Origin of the sequence: Megasphaera elsdenii DSM 20460, from assembly GCF_003010495.1 — a bacterium.
In the GTDB taxonomy this organism is placed as follows: domain Bacteria; phylum Bacillota; class Negativicutes; order Veillonellales; family Megasphaeraceae; genus Megasphaera; species Megasphaera elsdenii.
Genome location: NZ_CP027570.1, coordinates 1,597,845 through 1,616,252 on the forward strand (window position 1 = coordinate 1,597,845; position 18,408 = coordinate 1,616,252).

Below are 18,408 nucleotides of genomic sequence, written 5' to 3' on the forward strand. Positions count from 1 at the left end.
TCCGTCAGGACAACGCTTTTTTCCACCCTTATTTTCCGCTAGCAGCGATGCAGTCGTTGAGGTCGGCGACGAGGGCGTCGACGTCGATGCCGTGAGCACCAGCGCCCTGGCCGATGGTTTCAAAGTGAGCAGCCATGCAGCCAATGCAGCCGAGACCGTACTGCTGGAAGATTTCAATGATCTGCGGATATTTCTGAACGGCTTCAATGATACCCGTGTCTTTTGTAATCTGTGCCATTGTGTGTATTCCTCCTTGTCAAATCGTATCCGTACTGTTTTGAAGGAACGTCCGGATTGCATCTATTATATCATACTTTTTTTCATTTGTGCGAGGAAATGCGCTTTTCCTCCAAGAGTTGTCCGTTCGGCAGGAAGCTGCGGAAGGTGAGGCTGTCTTCGCTGGCTTCCAGGCTCATGTAATTGTCCGTTTCCGGCTGGGGCGCGACGTATTCATCGAGGCTGTGCTGCTTCCACAGGCCCGGATACTGGACGTTGCCGGCGACGCCGGTGATGAGGTACAAGGGCCCCGATTCATCGCGCTGGAAGTTCTTGATATGGCCCCGGTCGCGGTAGGTGTGGAGGTGCGCCGAGAGGACGGCATCGACGCCATATTGGTCGAAGAGGGGCATCCACAGCTGTCCTTCCGGCGAAAAGCCTTCGGCACGAGGTTCTGGCCGGCTGGCAAAGCCATATTGAAGCGGGTCCTTGTGCATGAGGACGATTTTCCATTTCTTCTTCGTCTTGGCCATGTCTTTTTTGAACCAGGCCACTTCGTCTTCATCGAGGCTGGGCTCGAAGTCGGCCAGTTCCTGGGACTGCGTGTTGAGGACGACGAAGTGGACGTCGCCGTAGTCAAAGGAGTAGAACTGGTTCTGGTATTTTTCCATATCGATCTGAGGCAGGGCGAAGAGGTGCAGATAGGCTTCGGGCATGCGGACTTTCCAGTCCTTATTATACGTTTCGTGGTTTCCCAGGAGAGGGACGACGGGGATGCGGGCAATCATGTCGTTGACGACGTCGAACCAGGCATTCCACTGGTAGTGGTCCTGGCCGTTATCGACGAGGTCGCCCATGTTGATGAAGAACTGGGCGTCCTGGTTGCGCTGCCATGCCGGCTGTGCCGTGGCGGCCCAGACGCTGTAGTCGCTGGATTGGGAGTCCGGGAAGATGAGGGCCTTGAAGTCATTGCCCTGGGCCGTGTGGAAGGTCTGCCAGCTGCTGCGCTTGTCGCCGGCGCCGACGCGGTATTCATAGGCCGTACCCGGTTCGAGGCCGGTGACGGTGGCCGTGTGGATGTACGTCGTCACGCCATCGTCGCTGAAGGCGTCGCTGGAAGCGGGGAGCTGCATGAGGGTAGTATCGTCGCCGGCTTTGCGGTATTCGACGACGGGCTTATCTTCGGCGTAGTCCGACTGCCACATGAAGGTCCGCGACGTCGTGCTGTCCGCCGTGATGACCTGGCGGATGTTGGAGGCATCGACGACCTCCGTCGACAGGTAGTGGGCCGCCGCAGCCTTGGTGGCCTTGACGCCCTGCTTGGCGACGGTCTTCGTACCGGGCAGCCAGGTATAGGCACTGACAGCGGCGATGACGGCAGCGGCCAGAGAACAGGCGATGATCTTTTTATATTTTGCTTTCATAGCGTTCCTCCTATTTTTGAATATACGTTATTATAAGGGATGGAGTCAACTCTAAGTCAAGAGAAAAAAAGAAAAACTTGACAAGGCCCTTTCTTCGATATAAGATAGATGCATCCAAAGTGATAGAGAACGTCGATGAACGGGAGCAAGTACCGTCACGATACCCTTGACAGCGAGCCGGTGGCAGTGGAAGTCCGGTGAAGAGGCCGTGAATGGGAATGGGCCCGGGAGATGCAGGCTGAAGCTGAGTAGGTCCTGCCGGAACTTTCACCGTTATCAGGAAAGAATGCATCTACGTGTGCATATGAGCCGGGCAGTTTTGCCAACCAGGGTGGTACCGCGGAAATGACTTTCCTTTCGTCCCTAATGTGAGGGATGGAAGGATTTTTTTATTGAACAGGGAGGAATCCATCATGTCTGTTATTTTTTCTGGTATCCAGCCGAGCGGCAATCTGACTTTAGGTAACTATTTAGGCGCACTTCGCAATTTCTCGAAAATCCAGGACGGCAACGAATGTTATTACTGCGTCGTCAACCAGCATGCCATCACGGTCCCGCAGGACCCGGCCCTCTTACATCAGCGCACGCGGCAGCTGGCTGCCATCTACCTGGCTTCCGGCCTGGATCCGGAAAAATCGACGCTCTTCGTCCAGTCAGAAGTCCCGGAACACGCACTCCTGGGCTGGATGATGATTACCTTGTCCTATGTCGGTGAATTGGAACGCATGACCCAGTACAAGGATAAGGCTTCCAAACGGGGCGACTCCATCCCGGCCGGCCTGTTGACCTATCCGCCCCTCATGGCTGCGGACATCCTCTTGTACCAGACCAACTTCGTCCCCGTCGGCGATGACCAGAAGCAGCACATGGAAATCACCCGCAACCTGGCTCAGCGCTTCAACCGCCTCTATGGCGAAGTCTTCACCATCCCCGATATCTACCTCGGCCAGGACGGCACGCGCGTCATGAGCCTCCAGGAACCGACCAAGAAGATGAGCAAGTCCGACGACAACACGACGGCAACGATTTATCTCCTCGACGAACCGAAGGCTATCGAAAAGAAAATCAAACGGGCCCAGACGGACAGCGAAAACTCCGTTCATTACGATAAAGAAAACAAGCCGGGCATTTCCAACCTCATCGAAATCTTCTCGGCCCTGACAGACCAGACGCACGAACAGGTCGAAGCGGCCTATGCCGGCAAAGGCTATGGCGCCTTCAAGAAAGACGTGGCCGACGCTGTCATCTCGACGCTGGAACCGATCCAGCAGCGTTACCGCCAGCTCGTCGACGATCCCGAACTGGACGCTATCCTTGACAAAGGCGCTGCCAAAGCCCATGCCAAGGCCAGCGTGACTTACGAAAAAGCCGCCAAGGCCATGGGCTTGTTCCGCAAGTAAAACGATTACTCTTAAATTTGAAAGTCGATAAGATTTGAAATTTATAAAAATAAAAGCAAATAACATATTGACAAAGAAAGTATAAAGTATTACACTATATCCAACAAAGAAAATAGTAGAGACAAGAGGCAAGGGAGCCTGATGGAACATCAGCTTTCCTTGCCTCTGTTTTTATTTGGGGATTTCTTTGTTCGATCTTTTAGTTATCATTTCTTTATAAATTCATCAGTTTAGGGGGAGTTACGAATGAGATTACGCGATGTAGGATTGACCAAAGAAGAAATCAAAGCCAAAGTAGACAAGTACATGATTGAAACGTACGAACGCTTCGACATGATCGCCGAACGCGGCAAAGGCATGTACGTCTACGATGAAAACGGGACACCGTACCTTGATTTCTACGCTGGTATCGCCGTCAACAGCGCCGGCAGCTGCAACGACAAAGTCGTCCTGGCCGTCATCGACCAGTGCATGGACATCATGCAGACCTTCAACTATCCGTACACAGTACCGCAGGCCCTGCTGGCTGAAAAGATTTGCACGACCATCGGCATGGACAAGATCTTCTTCCAGAACTCCGGGGCAGAAGCCAACGAAGCCATGATCAAGATGGCCCGTAAATACGGCGTTGAACACTTTGGTCCCAACAAATACGAAATCATCACGGCAAAAGAATCCTTCCACGGCCGTACCTTTGGTTCCATGAGCGCTACGGGCCAGCCGGACAATGCCTGCCAGATCGGTTTCGGTGCCATGACGCCGGGCTTCAAATATGCTGAATTCAACAATTTGAAAGCCTTTGAAGATGCCATCACGGAAAACACCATCGGTATCATGGTCGAACCGGTACAGGGCGAAGGCGGTGTCCATCCGGCAACGAAAGAATTCCTCACGGGCCTGCGCAAACTGTGCGATGAAAAAGGCCTGCTCCTCCTCCTCGATGAAGTACAGAGCGGCTGGTGCCGCACCGGGGCTGTCATGTCCTACATGAACTACGGCATCAAACCGGATATCGTCTCTATGGCCAAAGCCCTGGGCGGCGGCATGCCAATCGCTGCTATCTGCGCCCGCGAAGATGTTTCCAAAGCCTTCACTATGGGTTCCCACGGCAGTACCTTCGGCGGCCATCCGGTCTGCTGCGCCGCAGCCTTGGCCGAAGTCAACGAACTGTTGGACAAAGACCTGGCTGGCAATGCCAAGAAGATGGGGGCATACTTCTTGGAACAGGCCCGGGAAAAACTGCCGCATCTGAAGGAAGCCCGCGGCCAGGGCTGCTTCTTGGGGCTTGAATTTGACGACAAGATCAACAGCGTCGACTTGAAGCATAAATGCTTCGACAAACACATGCTGTCGACGGCTATCGGCGACCACGTCCTGCGCCTGGTTCCGCCGCTGATCCTCCAGAAGGAACACGTCGACAAGGCCATTGCCATCATCAAGGAATCGGTCGAAGAATTGGCAAAATAAGTAATCACTACTGAGGGGTAGGAAAAGGTGTCTGCCAGAATTGAGGGGTTGGCAGGCACCTTTTCTAAAAAAAAGGGGGGAACGAAATGAAACATTTCGTCATTACCGTGGGATGTGAATTCGGCAGCGGCGGCCCGGAAATCGGCAAGATGCTGGCTAAGTCGCTGGGAATCGAATACTACGACCGGGATCTCGTAGATAAAGTCGTGGAAAAAATCGGCGTAGAAAAACATCTCGTAGAAGAAGCAGATAACAAGAATTTCGTTCCGTATGGCATCGAAACATCGTTGGGAACGCGCTATGCGAATTTGTCCAACAAAGTCATTTACACGCAGTTCGACGTCATCCGCAAGATGGCAAAGACATCGTGCGTCATCATCGGCCGGTGCAGCGACTATATCCTGAAGGGGCAGGAAAATGTCGTCAACGTCTTCATTTATGCACCGACAGAAGTACGTATTAAGACCATCATGGAAAAGATGAACTTATCCGAACGCCACGCGGCAGAAGTCATCCGTGATTATGACAATGCTCTCCATAGACGGTATAAATACATTACCGGGACCTATCGCGGTGACCGTCACAACCGGCACCTGCTGGTCGACAGCAGCGTCCTGGGCTGGGAAAAGACGGCGAAGTTCATCAAATCTTTCGTCGAAATGCGTTTTGAAGAGACTTGAGGGGGTATGAAAGATGGCGACAAAAAAGTCTGATTTTGATAAAGTCCTGAGTGCTTGGGACGTCCTGGTCATCGCCTTCGGGGCCATGATTGGCTGGGGCTGGGTCGTATCGACGGGCGACTGGATCATGCAAGGCGGCGTCTTAGGCGCCATGCTGGGGTTTGCCATTGGCGGCGTCATGATTTTCTTCGTCGGCCTGACCTATGCCGAACTGACGTCGGCTATGCCGCAGTGCGGCGGTGAACATGTCTTCAGTTATAAGGCCATGGGGCCGCTTGGTTCTTTTGTTTGTACCTGGATGATCGTTTTAGGGTATGTCGGCGTCGTCTGTTTCGAAGCCTGCGCCCTGCCGACCATCGTAGCTTATATTTATCCTGATTTCCTGGCAGGCTATCTGTATACCGTTGCCGGTTTCGATATTTACGCTTCCTGGCTGGCCGTAGCCATTCTGGTTTCTGTCTTCATTACGGCCATCAATATCATCGGGACCAAGACGGCAGCTATTTTGCAGACGATCCTGACGGTCATCATCGGTGGCGTCGGTATCCTGCTCATCGCGGCTTCGGCCCTGACCGGTACGGTATCGAACCTGGAAGGCCAGCTGTTCATGGGGGCGACGACGACGGATATGGTCAAAGGGACCCTGGCCGTTGCCGTCATGACGCCGTTCTATTTCATCGGCTTCGACGTCATCCCGCAGGCTGCCGAAGAAATTTCTGTATCCTTGCAGAAAATCGGCCGCATCCTCATCTTGTCCATCGTCCTGGCCGTCCTCTTCTATGCGCTCATCATCTTCGGCGTCGGCTATGTCATGAATAATGCAGAAATCTCCGTCGCCATGAAAAGCGTCGGCGGCCTGGTCACGGCTGATGCCATGGCCGTCGCTTTTGGCAGCTCCATCATGGCCAAGGTCCTCATCATCGGCGGCCTCTGCGGCATCATCACCAGCTGGAACTCCTTCCTCATCGGCGGCAGCCGCGCCATGTACTCCATGGCTGAATCGTATATGATCCCGCGGGTCTTTGCCAAATTGCACGATAAATATAAGACGCCTGTCAATGCGCTCTTGCTCATCGGCCTCTTGTCCATCATCGCGCCGTTCTTCGGCAAAAAGATGCTGGTCTGGGTCGTCGATGCCGGCAACTTCGGCTGCTGCGTCGCCTACTGCATGGTCGCTATTTCCTTCGTCATCCTTCGTAAAAAAGCACCGGACATGGCTCGTCCTTATAAAGTCAGCCATTATAAACTCGTCGGTGCCCTGGCTATCCTCATGTCGGGCTTCATGGTCGTCATGTACGTCGTCCCCGGTTCCGGTGCTACCCTGGTTCCGCAGGAATGGGGCATGGTTCTCAGCTGGTCAATCCTGGGCGTCCTCTTCGGCCTCTATTGCAAGGCTAAATACGGCAGCAAGTTCGCTACCCATATCGACGTGGCCCTGGATAATGAAGCCGTCGAAGAAGCGGGCGACCTGGCTTTCGGTCAGGCTATGGCCGCAGCCCTTCAGAATGTCGAATCGGATGCGCCTGTCACCTATGTATCGCAGCCGCTCAGTTTCTCCTTCTCCATGCCGGTATCCGTCGTCTTTGGCGCCGGCAAGCGCCACCTGGCCGGGGAACTGTTGAAGTCCTATGGGACCAAGGCCCTGGTCGTCACCGATTCGGCGACGAATGGACGGGACCTGGTCCGTGAAGTCGAAAAGAGCTTGAAAGATGCCGGTATCTCTGTGGCCCGTTTTGCCCACGTCACGGGGAAATCCCTGGATATTACGGCTGATTCAGCCGTCGATGAAATCAAGAAGAACGGCAGTGACTTCATCGTCGCCATCGGCGGCAATACCGTCATGGAAGGGGCCAAGATGATTGCCCGTGCCGCTGCCAGCACCCTGGGTCAGGCAATCCTGCCGCTGACCTTCGTGCCGACGAACTATCATACCGGTGCCTGCTTCGATGCATCCCTGCCCGACGGCAGCCGCGACCAGGCCCTGCTGGCAAAAGTCGTCATCGTCGATCCGGAATGTATGACCGGCATGAGCCAGAAAGAACGGGCCGTCTCGGGCTTTGCCGCCCTCAGTGAATGTATCAGTGCCTATACGGCAGCCGATGCCCAGCCGCTGACCGATGCCATGGCCCTCTACGCCATCGACATCTTGAACGATAAGCTGGCCGGCGTCTGCACCGATCATGCCGATAAAGGAGCTTGGGAAAAAGTCGTCCTGGCCGGCGTCATCGGCAGCATGGTCGCTGCAGAAACGGGCAGTCAGGTAGCCAAAGGACTGGCGCAAGCCGTCGCCAAGACCTCCTTCCCGGCTGACGAAGTGCTCTTGGCAGCTATCGTCCCTGTCGTCATCGATGCTAAAGCAGGGAAGGATCCCTTCCTCTATGGTAAACTGGCCCGCACGATGGGCGGCTTTACATCCGATGACTGTGCAGCCCGCCTTTGCTATCTGGCCAAGGCACTGCACCTGGACCTGCGCATTGCCGACATGGGCGTCCATGAAGACGATATCGCCACCATGGCCGAAGCCTATATCGGTGAGGAAGCAGCCGAAGCCGTCCAGGAAAAAGCCGCTGCCATGGAAGCCGCATTTGATTCGTGAAAATAGTTTGTAGTAAAAAAGGAGCTGTCGCACATGCGACAGCCCCTTTTTTCATATAACCAAAAGATTTTCTTTTTACCAGCAGGAGTTTGACAAGGCTGTGTAGAATATCTTAAGATAAACTAGTTATATCATAGTTGCTTGGAGGTAGTCATTATGACACTCAGTTTATTTTGGTCGCGTTATACGCTGGAACTTCGGGAACAGCATTTGCGCGACGTCGATGAACTTTATCATTATCTCATTGCCCGGGAACGATGGAACTGGTTCCTGGCCAAGATCCCCGAACAGGCTCAGATCCAGATACTCCGGGGCCACAACCACGGGGAGGACTCCTGGACGTGCCGCAAGTGGCTCGACCACATGCTGGACTGGATCAAGGAAAACAAACCGCCTGCCGTCTATGATGCCGTCATCGACAAGATTCATATGATTGAAGACAAGCCTATTGAGGAACTGGAAAAACAGGCTGCCCGGAACATTTCGCCGGAAGAATTGGAAAAACTCCAGCGTGCCGGTTATTTTCAATGTATTGAGGCGCCGAAAAAAAGTGAATGAAAGCAGGTGAGGGAATGACCTTTCTATTACGCATGATAACAGCTGCTGTCTTGTTCTTTTCCCTGGCAGCCGCCGCACCGGCTGCTGTCGTGCAGGCCGATTCCGTCCGCGTCCTGCCGATTTCCGGCGATATCGACGGCAGCCAGGCCGCCTTCATCCAGCGCGGTCTGCGCCAGGCCGCCGAAGAAGGGGATACGGCTGTCGTCATTACCATCAATACCTTGGGAGGCCGCGTGGACAGCGCCCTCAAAATCCGCGATATGCTCATGGCTTCCGACGTCCCGACCATCGCCTATGTCACGTCGCGGGCCTGGTCGGCCGGGGCCCTTATTGCCTTGTCGTGCCGCCATATCATCATGGCGCCGGGCAGCAGTATCGGCGCGGCCGAACCGATTCCCAACACGGAAAAGAACATTGCCGCCTTAAAGGCCGAGTTCAGCGCGACAGCCGCCCAGAATGGCCATAATCCCGGTGTCGCCGAAGCCATGGTCGACAAATCCCAGGGCTATCCCGATTATGCCGAACCGGGCAAGATATTGGCCTTATCTGACGGCCAGGCCAAGGAACTGAACGTGTCCGATGGCTCAGCCGATACGCTGTCCGAAGCCCTGGCCCTGTACAGCCTGGGCGATGCGTCATTGACGTACGTCGATAAGGATTGGCGCGACGACGTCGTCGGCATCTTGCAGAATCCCTATGTCCGGACCATCTTCGTCGCCTTGATCATCGCTGCCTTGCTGGCAGAAATCAAGATGGCCGGCATCGGCGCCGGCATCGCTACGGCCTTTGTCTTCGGCGGCCTGCTGCTCCTGTCGGGCAACGAGTCCCTGGCAGACGGCCTGAAAATCGTCGCCGCCTTTCTCGTCAGCCTGCTCTGCATCGGCCTGGAACTGGCGTCGCCCGGCGTCGGTATCTTCGGCCTGGCCGGCGTCGTCCTCTTGTTCGGCAGCCTGTTCTTCATGCTCGGGGCGACGTATGAAGCCGTCTACATCCTGGCTGGCGGGACGGTCCTGGCCATTATATTGTTTTATGTTGTCGGCAAGCACCTGCCCAAGAGCCGGCTCTTTGAAAAATTGACCCTCAAGAACCGTTCGACGAAAGAAAAGGGATATACGGCCCAGGCCGACTACAGCAAATATCTCTATGAACGGGGCAAGACCATTACTATCCTGCGTCCGTCCGGCACGATCCGCATCGGCAAAGAACGGGTCGACGCCGTGGCCAATGGGACTTTCATAGGCCGCGATGTCATCGTCCGCGTCGTCAAAGTCGAAGGCAGCCGCGTCGTCGTCGAACCGGAACCGGAACGCCATCCCAAACCCTGAGAAGGAGGTATCTTATGTCTATCGTATCCTTTTTAGCCGTACCGATCATCATCATCGCCGCCGCTGTCATCGTCGTATCCTTGTTCCTGCACTTCGTGCCCATCGGCTTGTGGATCTCGGCCATGGCAGCCGGCGTCTCCGTAGGCATCGTCAACCTTATCGGCATGCGCCTGCGCCGGGTCATACCGTCCAAGATCATCCTGCCCCTGGTCAAGGCCAATAAAGCCGGCCTCGACGTCAACGTCAATCAGCTGGAAGCCCATTACCTGGCCGGCGGTGACGTCGACCGCGTCGTCGACGCCCTCATCGCGGCCCATCGGGCGACGATGTCCCTGACCTTTGAACGGGCCTGCGCCATCGACCTGGCCGGCCGCGACGTCCTGGAAGCCGTCCAGATGAGCGTCAATCCGAAAGTCATCGAAACGCCGTTCATCTCGGCTGTCGCCCAGAACGGCATCGAACTGAAGGTCCGGGCCCGGGTCACGGTCCGCGCCAACATCGACCGCCTCGTCGGCGGTGCCGGTGAAGCGACGGTCATCGCCCGCGTCGGCGAAGGCATCGTCACCAGCGTCGGCTCGGCACGGGACCATTCGCAGGTCCTGGAGAATCCTGACGAAATCAGTAAGACCGTCCTCAGCAAGGGCCTCGACGCCGGGACGGCTTTTGAAATCTTGTCCATCGACATTGCCGATGTCGACGTAGGCCGCAACATCGGCGCCCGATTGCAGACCGACCAGGCCGAAGCGGACAAGCAGATCGCCCAGGCCAAGGCCGAAGAACGGCGGGCCATGGCTGTCGCCAAAGAGCAGGAAATGCAGGCTTATACCCAGGAAATGCAGGCCAAGGTCGTCGAAGCCCAGGCCGAAGTCCCCCTGGCCCTGGCCCAGGCCCTGCGCGAAGGCAAGTTGGGCGTCATGGACTATTATAATATGAAGAATATCATGGCCGATACGGAGATGCGGAATGCCGTCGCCCAGGCCGGCGTCCCCAAGACCCAGTCGGTCCCGACCGGGCAGGACAGTCATCACGACGACCGGGGTCCGGCCGGAAAGTAGGTGAGGTCCATGGATATGCTATGGCTCATCGTGGCCTTTGTCCTGATGGCGGCCTTGCCCGACATCTTGCGCCGCCGCCGGCACTATGCCAAACGGAAAGGCCCTATTCCTATACCGCCGCGGCGTAAGCCGGCACCGGCCAGGACGCCGGCTCCGGCCGAATCCGCAGAAGAAGCGGACCGGGAGGCTTCGATGACAGAAACGGCCGCTCCGGCGCAGGCGCCCAGCGTGCCAGCCGCGATGCCGGCCCGTCCGGCTGCGGTATCGCCCGTATCCGTGCCCCAGCGCGTCCGCCCGGCGGCCTGGAGCCAGCTGACGCCACAGGCGCGGGAGCTCTACGCCGGCTTTGTCTGGTCCGAAATATGGCAGGAACCGTTGGCTCATCGTCAGCGGTCAATTAAAAAATAGAGAGGATTTATCACAAATGATTCAAGAAAAAGAAGTAGGTATCAAGGGTATCCCCGGACTGGTCATCACGTCTGGGGAAAAAGCGAAAGGCGTCGTCTTGTTCTATCATGGCTGGTCGTCGCAGAAAGAATTTCAGGCCGTCCGCGGCCGCATCCTGGCCTCGTATGGCTACGATGTCGTCATTCCCGACGCCGTCAACCATGGCTGCCGCGGCACGCTGGACTATGAATCGAAGATCGTATACCCCGATTTCTGGCAGACCATTTTCCAGAACATGACGGAAGTCCCGCTCATGCTGGAATATATCCAGGAAAACTGGCCCGATACGCCCATTGCCGTCATGGGACATTCCATGGGCGGCTTCACGGCTCTCGGCGCCATGAGCTTGTTCAAGGAATTTAAGACGGCTGTCGTCATGAACGGTTCCGGCTGGTGGGATGAATCGGAACGGCGCTTCCGTGCGTCCCTGCACATTGAAAAGCCCCGGGCCTACCGCTTCATCCAGATGCAGTTCGCTGCCATGGATCCCTATACCCACATGGACCGTCTCAGCGGCCGATCCCTCTTGTCCCTCCGCGGCGGCGCCGACGATGTCGTCGATGGGGCTGCCCAGGAACTCTATCTGGAAAAACTGGCCCAGCGCGATGACGTCAAGACCCAGTCCATCGTCTACGATGACCTCGGCCATTTCGTCACGACCAATATGATGGGCGATGCCGTCAACTGGCTCCAGGCAGAGCTGCATTAAGGAAAAAAAGAAAATACTTTAAAATGACAAGAAGTAAAACCTTTTCCTATAAAAATAATTAAATGAATTACGGCAAAATACTTTACAAAATTTAAAAAGTGAGTATAATATACGTATAAACAAGAAACCGCAAGGACGCGGAGTGTAAGAAATCATTCATCGTTACGATAGAAATGATTTTCTCCCGTCCTTGCGGTTTTATATTTTTTATGGTTATCATTCATGTATCAGGGGATGTATAACAGGGGGGATAGGTATGTCAAAGAATATTTTCCGAACAAAAAGCATCAATCAGTTCCTATCGGAAACGAAACAAGACGGCGGCATGAACCGCGTCCTGGGGACGTTCGGTCTGACTATGTTGGGCATCGGCTGTATCGTCGGCACGGGGATTTTCGTCCTGACCGGGATTGCAGCGGCTAATTTTTCCGGGCCGGCCCTGGTCATTTCCTTCGTCATCGCAGCCCTGGCCTGTGGCTGTGCCGCGCTTTGTTATTCTGAATTTGCAGCCATGATTCCCGTAGCCGGCAGTGCTTACACCTACGGTTACGTGGCTTTAGGCGAATTTTGGGCCTGGGTCATCGGCTGGGATTTGATTTTGGAATATACCCTGGCGCTGAGCGCCGTTTCCATCGGCTGGTCCGGCTATTTCGGTAATATCCTGACGAATTTGGGCCTGGCCTTGCCGAAAGAGTTCATTACGGCACCGGAAGAAGGGGGCCTCATCAATTTGCCGGCCATGGCCATTATCTGGATCATCACTTTGATCAATATGAAGGGCATTACTCAGAGCTCCCTGGTCAATGACATCATCGTCGTCATCAAGCTGGCTGTCGTCGGCCTGTTCATCGCCCTCGGCGTCAGCCATGTCGACCCGGCTAACTGGACGCCTTTTATGCCCTATGGCTGGTCCGGTGTCTTTACCGGCGCTTCGGTCATCTTCTTTGCTTACATCGGCTTCGACGCCGTTTCGACGGCAGCTGAAGAAGTCAAGAATCCGCAGAAAGATTTGCCTCGCGGCATCATCTTATCGCTGGTCATCTGCACGGTCTTGTACATTGCCGTATCGGCTATCCTGACCGGCATGGTCCCGTACTTGCAGTTCAAGACGACGGCCGCTCCCGTTGCCTATGCTCTGCAGCTCGTCGGTTATCATTGGGGTGCCGCTGCCGTATCGGTCGGCGCTATCTGCGGCCTCACGTCGGTTCTCCTGGTCATGTGCCTCGGCCAGAGCCGTATCCTCTTCGTCATGTCCCGTGACGGCCTGCTGCCGCGCTTCTTCGGCCATATCAACCAGAAGACCAAGACGCCGGTCCGCAGTTCCTTGTTAGTCGCCGTCGTATCGTCCATCCTGGCCGGCCTCGTTCCTATCGGCGTCGTCGCCGAAATGGTCAATATCGGCACGTTAGGGGCTTTCATCATCGTCTCGGCGTCGGTCATCATCCTTCGCAAGAAGGCACCGGACCGCGTCCGTCCGTTCCGCTGCCCCTTGGTTCCGCTCATTCCGATTTTGGCGATCCTCTTCTGCGGCGTCCTGGTCGTCATGCTGCCGACGATTACGCAGATCCGCTTCGTCGTATGGCTGGCCATCGGCCTGGTCATCTACTTTGGCTATGGCTATAAGCACAGCATCATCACCAAAGCCCAGAAAGGTACCCTGACGGCTCCCGTTTCCGCGGCGGCTGAAGAACCGGCTCAGGCTCCGGCCCTTCACGAAGGAGCTCATTCCACTATTGAACACTGACGCATTCTATATATCGACAGAAAAAGACCCGCCCTCTCCCCTGGCCGGGCCTTTTTCTTGCCCTTGAAGCTAGCCGCCGGCCGTGATTTTTTTTGTAGCCTGCGTTCTTTTTCATCGTCTGTATGCGATTTCGTAGGGGCCGTCTCAACGGGCGGCCCGCTCCAGAATATGTGTGATTTCCCAGACCGGACTACAGGGGCATCGTCCCCATATCCGGCAGCATCAGCCACCCGACGCTAACCACGAACCACGAACCACGAGCCACGAACCACTAGCCACTAGCCCCCCATTTGTGGTAAAGTAGAGCCATGCGAAATATCATTGCAGAGGGGAGCTAGGAGAATGGAAAAAAAGAAGATCTATGTATTGGCCTGCGGCGGGACCATTGCCGGCAAGGCTGCGTCTGCCGACGATTTGACGGGGTATGCTGCCGGGCAGACATCGGTCGGCGAATTGCTGGCCGCCGTACCGGAACTGGCTGAGTATGCCGATGTAGAAGGCGAGCAGTTCTGCAATATCGACAGTTCGGACATGACCGAAGCCTTATGGCAGTCCCTGGCCAGCCGGGTACAGGAAGTGGCTGACCGGGAAGACGTGGACGGCATCGTCATCACCCACGGCACGGATACTATGGAGGAAACGGCCTATTTCCTCGACCTCACGGTCCACACCATCAAGCCTGTCGTCCTGACGGGCTCCATGCGGCCTTCGACGGCCATCAGTGCCGACGGGCCTTTGAACCTGTTGGAAGCCGTCCAGGCGGCGTCCTGGGCGGAATTGGGGAAATACGGCGTCGTCATCGTCATGAACAGCACCGTTCACAGCGCCCGCTTCGTCGAAAAGACCGATACGACCCATGCCGATACTTTCAAAGGCCGCCAGATGGGCTGCCTGGGCTACATGCAGGACGGCCGGACGTACTTGTACCAGCAGCCCCTGCGCAAGCATACGTGGTCGTCGGACTTGGCGTCTCCCAAAGACTTGCCGCCCGTGGCCATCGCCTATACCTATGTAGGCCTTACGGCCGATGACGTGTGCCGTCTGGCCCAGGGGAAGGCCGGTCTGGTCCTGGCCGGCCTCGGTCACGGTAAAGTGCCGGAACCGGTCTGGCAGGCCTTGCAGTCCCTCATGGCACAAGGGCTCGTCGTCGTCCGCGCTGCCCGCGCCCTGGGAGGGATGGTCACGCCGGTCCCGGCTTATGACGGGACGATTACGGCTGATTCCCTGACGCCGCAGAAGGCCAAGATCCTCTTGCAGCTGGCCCTGGCCCATACGACGGACCGGGACAAGATACAGGCCATCTTCGACACGTACTGAGCCTTTCCTTTCGCGGCGATATGCCTTCCCTAATGGGGCGGGGTGTGATAAAATAAATAAGATAAAACATAGGTATGCAATCCCTGTATCCTTTACGACACTGACATAGATAGGAGCGAATGAATCATGAATAAGTACAAAAAATTGATGGCCATTACGGCCATGACGGCAGCTCTCGGCACGTCGGCTTTCGCCGCATCCACCGGGATCACGGACATCAGCAATTATTGGGGCAAAGCGGCCATCCAGTATTTCTATAACCAGCACTACATCAGCGGCACCAACGGCCAGTTCCGCCCGAATGAAGACATTACCCGTGAAGGCGCTGCGGCCATCATCAACAACATGATCGGTGAAGATTCCAAAGTCAAGACGACGAATTTCAGCGACGTCAAAGGCCGCTGGTCTGAACGGGCCATTGCCTCGCTGGTCGACAAACAGATCATGAGCGGTTACAGCAACGGCACGTTCAAGCCGGAACAGAAGATCACCCGTGAAGAATTTGCCGTCATCGCCTACAACTACATGACCTATAAAGGCATGAGCACCCTCGAAGGCGCTGCACCTTATGCCGACGAAGCCAAGATTTCCAGCTGGGCCCGCCAGGCCGTCGATGCCCTGGCTGCTGCCGGCTATATGAAGGGCGGCAACTACAACATGTTCAACCCGAAACAGTACGTCACCCGCGGGGAAGCCGTCAACGTCCTCTACCGCATCCTGACGGGCGTCAAGGAAACGACGCAGAGCCAGGACGGCCTGGAAGCCAAGGCCTTCAAGGACATCAAAGACGTCTATGGTTCGGTCAAGGCCTTTGCCGCTGACGGCATCATGTACTGGCAGGGCGATAAGCTCCACATCGGCGTCAAGGATCCGAAGAACAAGCAGAAACTGGCCGACGCCATTGCCGCCGACAAGGATATCCCGGCTGAATCGGTCTACGTCCAGAAATCGACGTACAGCTACGACGATTATAAGAACCTCATGGCTCAGGCCGAAAAGATTTACAAGGCCACGGAAGCGACGAACGCCACCGTTTCGACCGAACCGGATTACCTCAATGAAAAGGTCGTCCTCACAGTCAGCTCCATTTCTAAAGAAACGCAGAATAATCTCAATAAAGCCCTGGGCAGTGCCCTTCGCATCGTCATTCAGTAATCGCAGCAGAGGAGGATTTTCATGGTACGGAACAAAATCATTGCCTTTCTGGCAGCCGCTGCCCTCTTGTCAGTCAGTGCCGTTTCGGCCGATGCCCCTTATACGGACCTGGACAGCCTGACCGACCGCGCTGCCGTCGATTATCTCTATGACGCACAGTGCCTGACCTTCATTACAGGGACTTCCTTCGAACCGGACCGGGTCCTGACCCGCGGCGACCTGGCCCAGCTGCTCTATAATTCGGCAGCCAACATCCCCCTGGCACCCCTCGGCGCTGCCAGCTATGGTGATGTGCCGTCCGGAACGGCGGGTGACGCCATGAACAGCGTCGCTGCCCAAGGCATCCTGGCCGGTTATGAAGACGGGAATTTCCATCCCGAAGCGCCTGTGAGCCGCGAAGAGTTCGCCGGCGTCCTGTATCGCTACTTGCAGTACAATCACCTGGCCGACCCGGATCAGGATGTCAAGCCCTACGCCGATGCCGCGTCCATCGCTCCGGCCTATGCCAAAGCCATCGACGTCCTGCACAGCAAGAACATTATGGTGCCGGCAGACAATTATTTCCGGCCCAAAGAAGGCATGACCCGGGCCGATGCGGCTCAGGTATTTTACCGGCTCATGCATTCCGATGGCGATTATACGTCCCATGTCCAGGTCGAATCGCAGGTCATCAAGGCCATCAATGCCGAATACGGCTCGGTGCCGATTTACTTCCGCAGCGGTACGATGTACTGGGATGGCGATACCCTTGTCCTGGGCATCAAGGGCGCTCCCAGCAAGTACTTGAAACAGCGCCTCCGCGATGATGTGGCTAAAACGTCGGCCGTCCAGATCCGCCGCGCCGCCTTGAGCCACAGCGATTACAGCCAGCTCATGACTAAGGCCATCCACTGCGTCGTCGACAACGAAGGCGTCCAGAACTACGTCGGCGCCCTGCCGGACTATGTCCATGAACAGATCGTCCTCACCGTCCGCCATCCCGTCAGCAAGGCCACCCTGGCCGAACTGGCCAAACGCGTCGGTACGGGACGGGTCCGCCTGGAAACGGCTCCCATTGCCGGTCAGGCTCCCATCGTCCAGGTAGCCGGACAGATGGAAGAAACAGCCGGTACGGATACGACGGCAACGACAGAAAATTCCAAAAAAGAAGTAAAGCAAGTCTACTCGACCTTACTGGACGATGCCACGACCAGTGCCATCACCTCCGTCCAGAACGACGTGATGAAGTAGTTTGGTGGCTCGTGATTCGTGGTTCGTTGTTCGTATAAAAAAAGAGAACTGTCATAAGACAGTTCTCTTTTTTACTAGCCCCTAGCCCCAGGCGGGCCGCCCTTTGGGACGGCCCCTACGAACCACGAACCACGAGCCATGAGCCACGAGCCATGAGCCACGAGCCACGAGGCCTCACACTCCGAAGAGAGCCCCCAGTTCTTCCCGCGTGTCGATGAGGTACGTCGGCTGGAGGGATTTCAGGAAGTCCCGGTCGCGGAAGCCCCAGGTGACGAGGGCGGCGTCGAGGCCGGCGTTGTCGGCGGTCTGTTTATCGACTTCCGAGTCGCCGACGTAGATGGCGTCTTCTTTGGCACAGCCCAGGCGTTTCAGGGCTTCCCAGACCATGTCCGGCGCCGGCTTTTTGCGGTACATCGGCGTTTCGCCCAGAGAGAAGTCGACGAAATCCTTGAAGTATTCGTCGTGCAGTTCGGAGACGGCGCCCTGGCCCTTATTGGAGACGATGGCCATGTGGTAGCCGGCTGCCTTCAGCCGTCCCAGGACCTGGGGGATGCCGGGGTAGGGGAAGGTCGTCGTCTGGCAACGGGCGCTGTAATAGGCGATAAATTCCTTTGTCATCGTCCGCCGCAGGGCTTCCGGCGCCTGCGGAGCGGCCTTGTCGATGAAGCCGTCATAGCCAAAGCCCAGGCAGGGCCGGATGGCCTTTTGCGTCATAGAAGGCAGGCCATGGCGGGCGAAAACGTAGTTCAGGCTTTTCGTCAATTCGTCCAGCGTATCCAGGACAGTACCGTCCATATCGAAGACGATGGCTTTATATTTTTCCATGAAAAAGACTCCTTTGATGGACAAAAAAACAATTTACTCCATTATTATACGAAAGCGTCAATTAATCGGCAATAGGTAGTAGCTCATGACGTCATCTTATGCTACAATGGGGAAAGAAGTTTGATAAAATAGAGGAGAGGATGACATGACAAACTTTTTGCCGTACGCTATCATAGCGGGCATAGCAATCGTCTTTTTTGTAATTTGTTATATTATGTATTCCGGCGGAGGACACTCCGAGAGTAGTCCCCAAACGGAGA

The 18,408-nt window shown here is 55.9% G+C and carries 16 protein-coding genes; 13 read left to right on the forward strand and 3 right to left on the reverse strand.

The genetic code is table 11. The features are described from left to right. Nucleotides 1-28: 28 nt before the first annotated feature. Both C6362_RS07700 and C6362_RS07705 read right to left on the reverse strand, forming a co-directional pair. Nucleotides 29-238: a DUF1858 domain-containing protein gene (locus C6362_RS07700; protein WP_014016157.1), complete on the reverse strand. Its 210-nt coding sequence runs from the start codon at nt 236-238 to the stop codon at nt 29-31. A gap of 82 nt (nt 239-320) precedes the next feature. Beyond that, nucleotides 321-1,640 (reverse strand): purple acid phosphatase family protein, encoded by a 1,320-nt coding sequence (locus C6362_RS07705; protein WP_014016158.1) that lies wholly within the window; start codon nt 1,638-1,640, stop codon nt 321-323. Between the two features lie 413 nt (nt 1,641-2,053). Between C6362_RS07705 and trpS the strand changes: the two genes are divergently transcribed. From trpS to C6362_RS07770, 13 genes are all read left to right on the forward strand, one after another. Further along, nucleotides 2,054-3,040 carry a tryptophan--tRNA ligase gene (gene trpS, locus C6362_RS07710; RefSeq protein WP_014016159.1) on the forward strand — a complete coding sequence of 329 codons (987 nt, stop codon included), beginning with the start codon at nt 2,054-2,056 and terminating at the stop codon, nt 3,038-3,040. Between the two features lie 246 nt (nt 3,041-3,286). Further along, nucleotides 3,287-4,507, forward strand: coding sequence for an aspartate aminotransferase family protein (locus tag C6362_RS07715; protein WP_014016160.1), 1,221 nt, complete (start codon nt 3,287-3,289; stop codon nt 4,505-4,507). Nucleotides 4,508-4,593: 86 nt separating this feature from the next. Beyond that, nucleotides 4,594-5,187: a cytidylate kinase-like family protein gene (locus C6362_RS07720; RefSeq protein ID WP_014016161.1), complete on the forward strand. Its 594-nt coding sequence runs from the start codon at nt 4,594-4,596 to the stop codon at nt 5,185-5,187. 13 nt (nt 5,188-5,200) lie between these two features. Further along, nucleotides 5,201-7,783, forward strand: a complete 2,583-nt coding sequence (locus C6362_RS07725; RefSeq protein WP_014016162.1) for an amino acid permease — start codon at nt 5,201-5,203, stop codon at nt 7,781-7,783. A 156-nt stretch (nt 7,784-7,939) separates the two neighbouring features. Beyond that, nucleotides 7,940-8,341 (forward strand): hypothetical protein, encoded by a 402-nt coding sequence (locus C6362_RS07730; RefSeq protein WP_014016163.1) that lies wholly within the window; start codon nt 7,940-7,942, stop codon nt 8,339-8,341. A gap of 14 nt (nt 8,342-8,355) precedes the next feature. Next, nucleotides 8,356-9,666, forward strand: a complete 1,311-nt coding sequence (locus C6362_RS07735; protein WP_014016164.1) for an NfeD family protein — start codon at nt 8,356-8,358, stop codon at nt 9,664-9,666. Between the two features lie 14 nt (nt 9,667-9,680). Beyond that, nucleotides 9,681-10,721, forward strand: a complete 1,041-nt coding sequence (floA, locus tag C6362_RS07740; protein ID WP_014016165.1) for a flotillin-like protein FloA — start codon at nt 9,681-9,683, stop codon at nt 10,719-10,721. Nucleotides 10,722-10,730: 9 nt separating this feature from the next. Further along, entirely contained in the window at nt 10,731-11,129 is a 399-nt protein-coding gene (locus C6362_RS07745) for a hypothetical protein (RefSeq protein ID WP_014016166.1), read from the forward strand. 16 nt (nt 11,130-11,145) lie between these two features. Next, nucleotides 11,146-11,877 carry an alpha/beta fold hydrolase gene (locus C6362_RS07750; protein WP_014016167.1) on the forward strand — a complete coding sequence of 244 codons (732 nt, stop codon included), beginning with the start codon at nt 11,146-11,148 and terminating at the stop codon, nt 11,875-11,877. A 256-nt stretch (nt 11,878-12,133) separates the two neighbouring features. Further along, the gene (locus C6362_RS07755) at nt 12,134-13,621 is read left to right on the forward strand and encodes an amino acid permease (protein ID WP_014016168.1); all 1,488 of its coding nucleotides are present in this window, start codon (nt 12,134-12,136) and stop codon (nt 13,619-13,621) included. Between the two features lie 342 nt (nt 13,622-13,963). Then, a complete protein-coding gene (locus C6362_RS07760; protein ID WP_014016169.1) occupies nt 13,964-14,938 on the forward strand; it encodes an asparaginase in 975 nt (324 codons plus the stop codon). Nucleotides 14,939-15,064: 126 nt separating this feature from the next. Then, complete coding sequence (locus C6362_RS07765) at nt 15,065-16,093, forward strand: S-layer homology domain-containing protein (RefSeq protein WP_014016170.1); 1,029 nt, start codon at nt 15,065-15,067, stop codon at nt 16,091-16,093. A gap of 21 nt (nt 16,094-16,114) precedes the next feature. Next, a complete protein-coding gene (locus C6362_RS07770; protein WP_014016171.1) occupies nt 16,115-17,323 on the forward strand; it encodes an S-layer homology domain-containing protein in 1,209 nt (402 codons plus the stop codon). Between the two features lie 174 nt (nt 17,324-17,497). On the opposite strand, the gene C6362_RS07775 is transcribed toward C6362_RS07770, so the two are convergent. Next, entirely contained in the window at nt 17,498-18,148 is a 651-nt protein-coding gene (locus C6362_RS07775; protein WP_014016172.1) for an HAD family hydrolase, read from the reverse strand. Nucleotides 18,149-18,408: the final 260 nt, after the last annotated feature.

Bases quoted from the DNA above. Each gene is read 5' to 3' on its own strand.
- C6362_RS07700 (WP_014016157.1), bottom strand. From the start codon at position 238: ATGGCACAGATTACAAAAGACACGGGTATCATTGAAGCCGTTCAGAAA.
- C6362_RS07705 (WP_014016158.1), bottom strand. From the start codon at position 1,640: ATGAAAGCAAAATATAAAAAGATCATCGCCTGTTCTCTGGCCGCTGCC.
- trpS (WP_014016159.1), top strand. From the start codon at position 2,054: ATGTCTGTTATTTTTTCTGGTATCCAGCCGAGCGGCAATCTGACTTTA.
- C6362_RS07715 (WP_014016160.1), top strand. From the start codon at position 3,287: ATGAGATTACGCGATGTAGGATTGACCAAAGAAGAAATCAAAGCCAAA.
- C6362_RS07720 (WP_014016161.1), top strand. From the start codon at position 4,594: ATGAAACATTTCGTCATTACCGTGGGATGTGAATTCGGCAGCGGCGGC.
- C6362_RS07725 (WP_014016162.1), top strand. From the start codon at position 5,201: ATGGCGACAAAAAAGTCTGATTTTGATAAAGTCCTGAGTGCTTGGGAC.
- C6362_RS07730 (WP_014016163.1), top strand. From the start codon at position 7,940: ATGACACTCAGTTTATTTTGGTCGCGTTATACGCTGGAACTTCGGGAA.
- C6362_RS07735 (WP_014016164.1), top strand. From the start codon at position 8,356: ATGACCTTTCTATTACGCATGATAACAGCTGCTGTCTTGTTCTTTTCC.
- floA (WP_014016165.1), top strand. From the start codon at position 9,681: ATGTCTATCGTATCCTTTTTAGCCGTACCGATCATCATCATCGCCGCC.
- C6362_RS07745 (WP_014016166.1), top strand. From the start codon at position 10,731: ATGGATATGCTATGGCTCATCGTGGCCTTTGTCCTGATGGCGGCCTTG.
- C6362_RS07750 (WP_014016167.1), top strand. From the start codon at position 11,146: ATGATTCAAGAAAAAGAAGTAGGTATCAAGGGTATCCCCGGACTGGTC.
- C6362_RS07755 (WP_014016168.1), top strand. From the start codon at position 12,134: ATGTCAAAGAATATTTTCCGAACAAAAAGCATCAATCAGTTCCTATCG.
- C6362_RS07760 (WP_014016169.1), top strand. From the start codon at position 13,964: ATGGAAAAAAAGAAGATCTATGTATTGGCCTGCGGCGGGACCATTGCC.
- C6362_RS07765 (WP_014016170.1), top strand. From the start codon at position 15,065: ATGAATAAGTACAAAAAATTGATGGCCATTACGGCCATGACGGCAGCT.
- C6362_RS07770 (WP_014016171.1), top strand. From the start codon at position 16,115: ATGGTACGGAACAAAATCATTGCCTTTCTGGCAGCCGCTGCCCTCTTG.
- C6362_RS07775 (WP_014016172.1), bottom strand. From the start codon at position 18,148: ATGGAAAAATATAAAGCCATCGTCTTCGATATGGACGGTACTGTCCTG.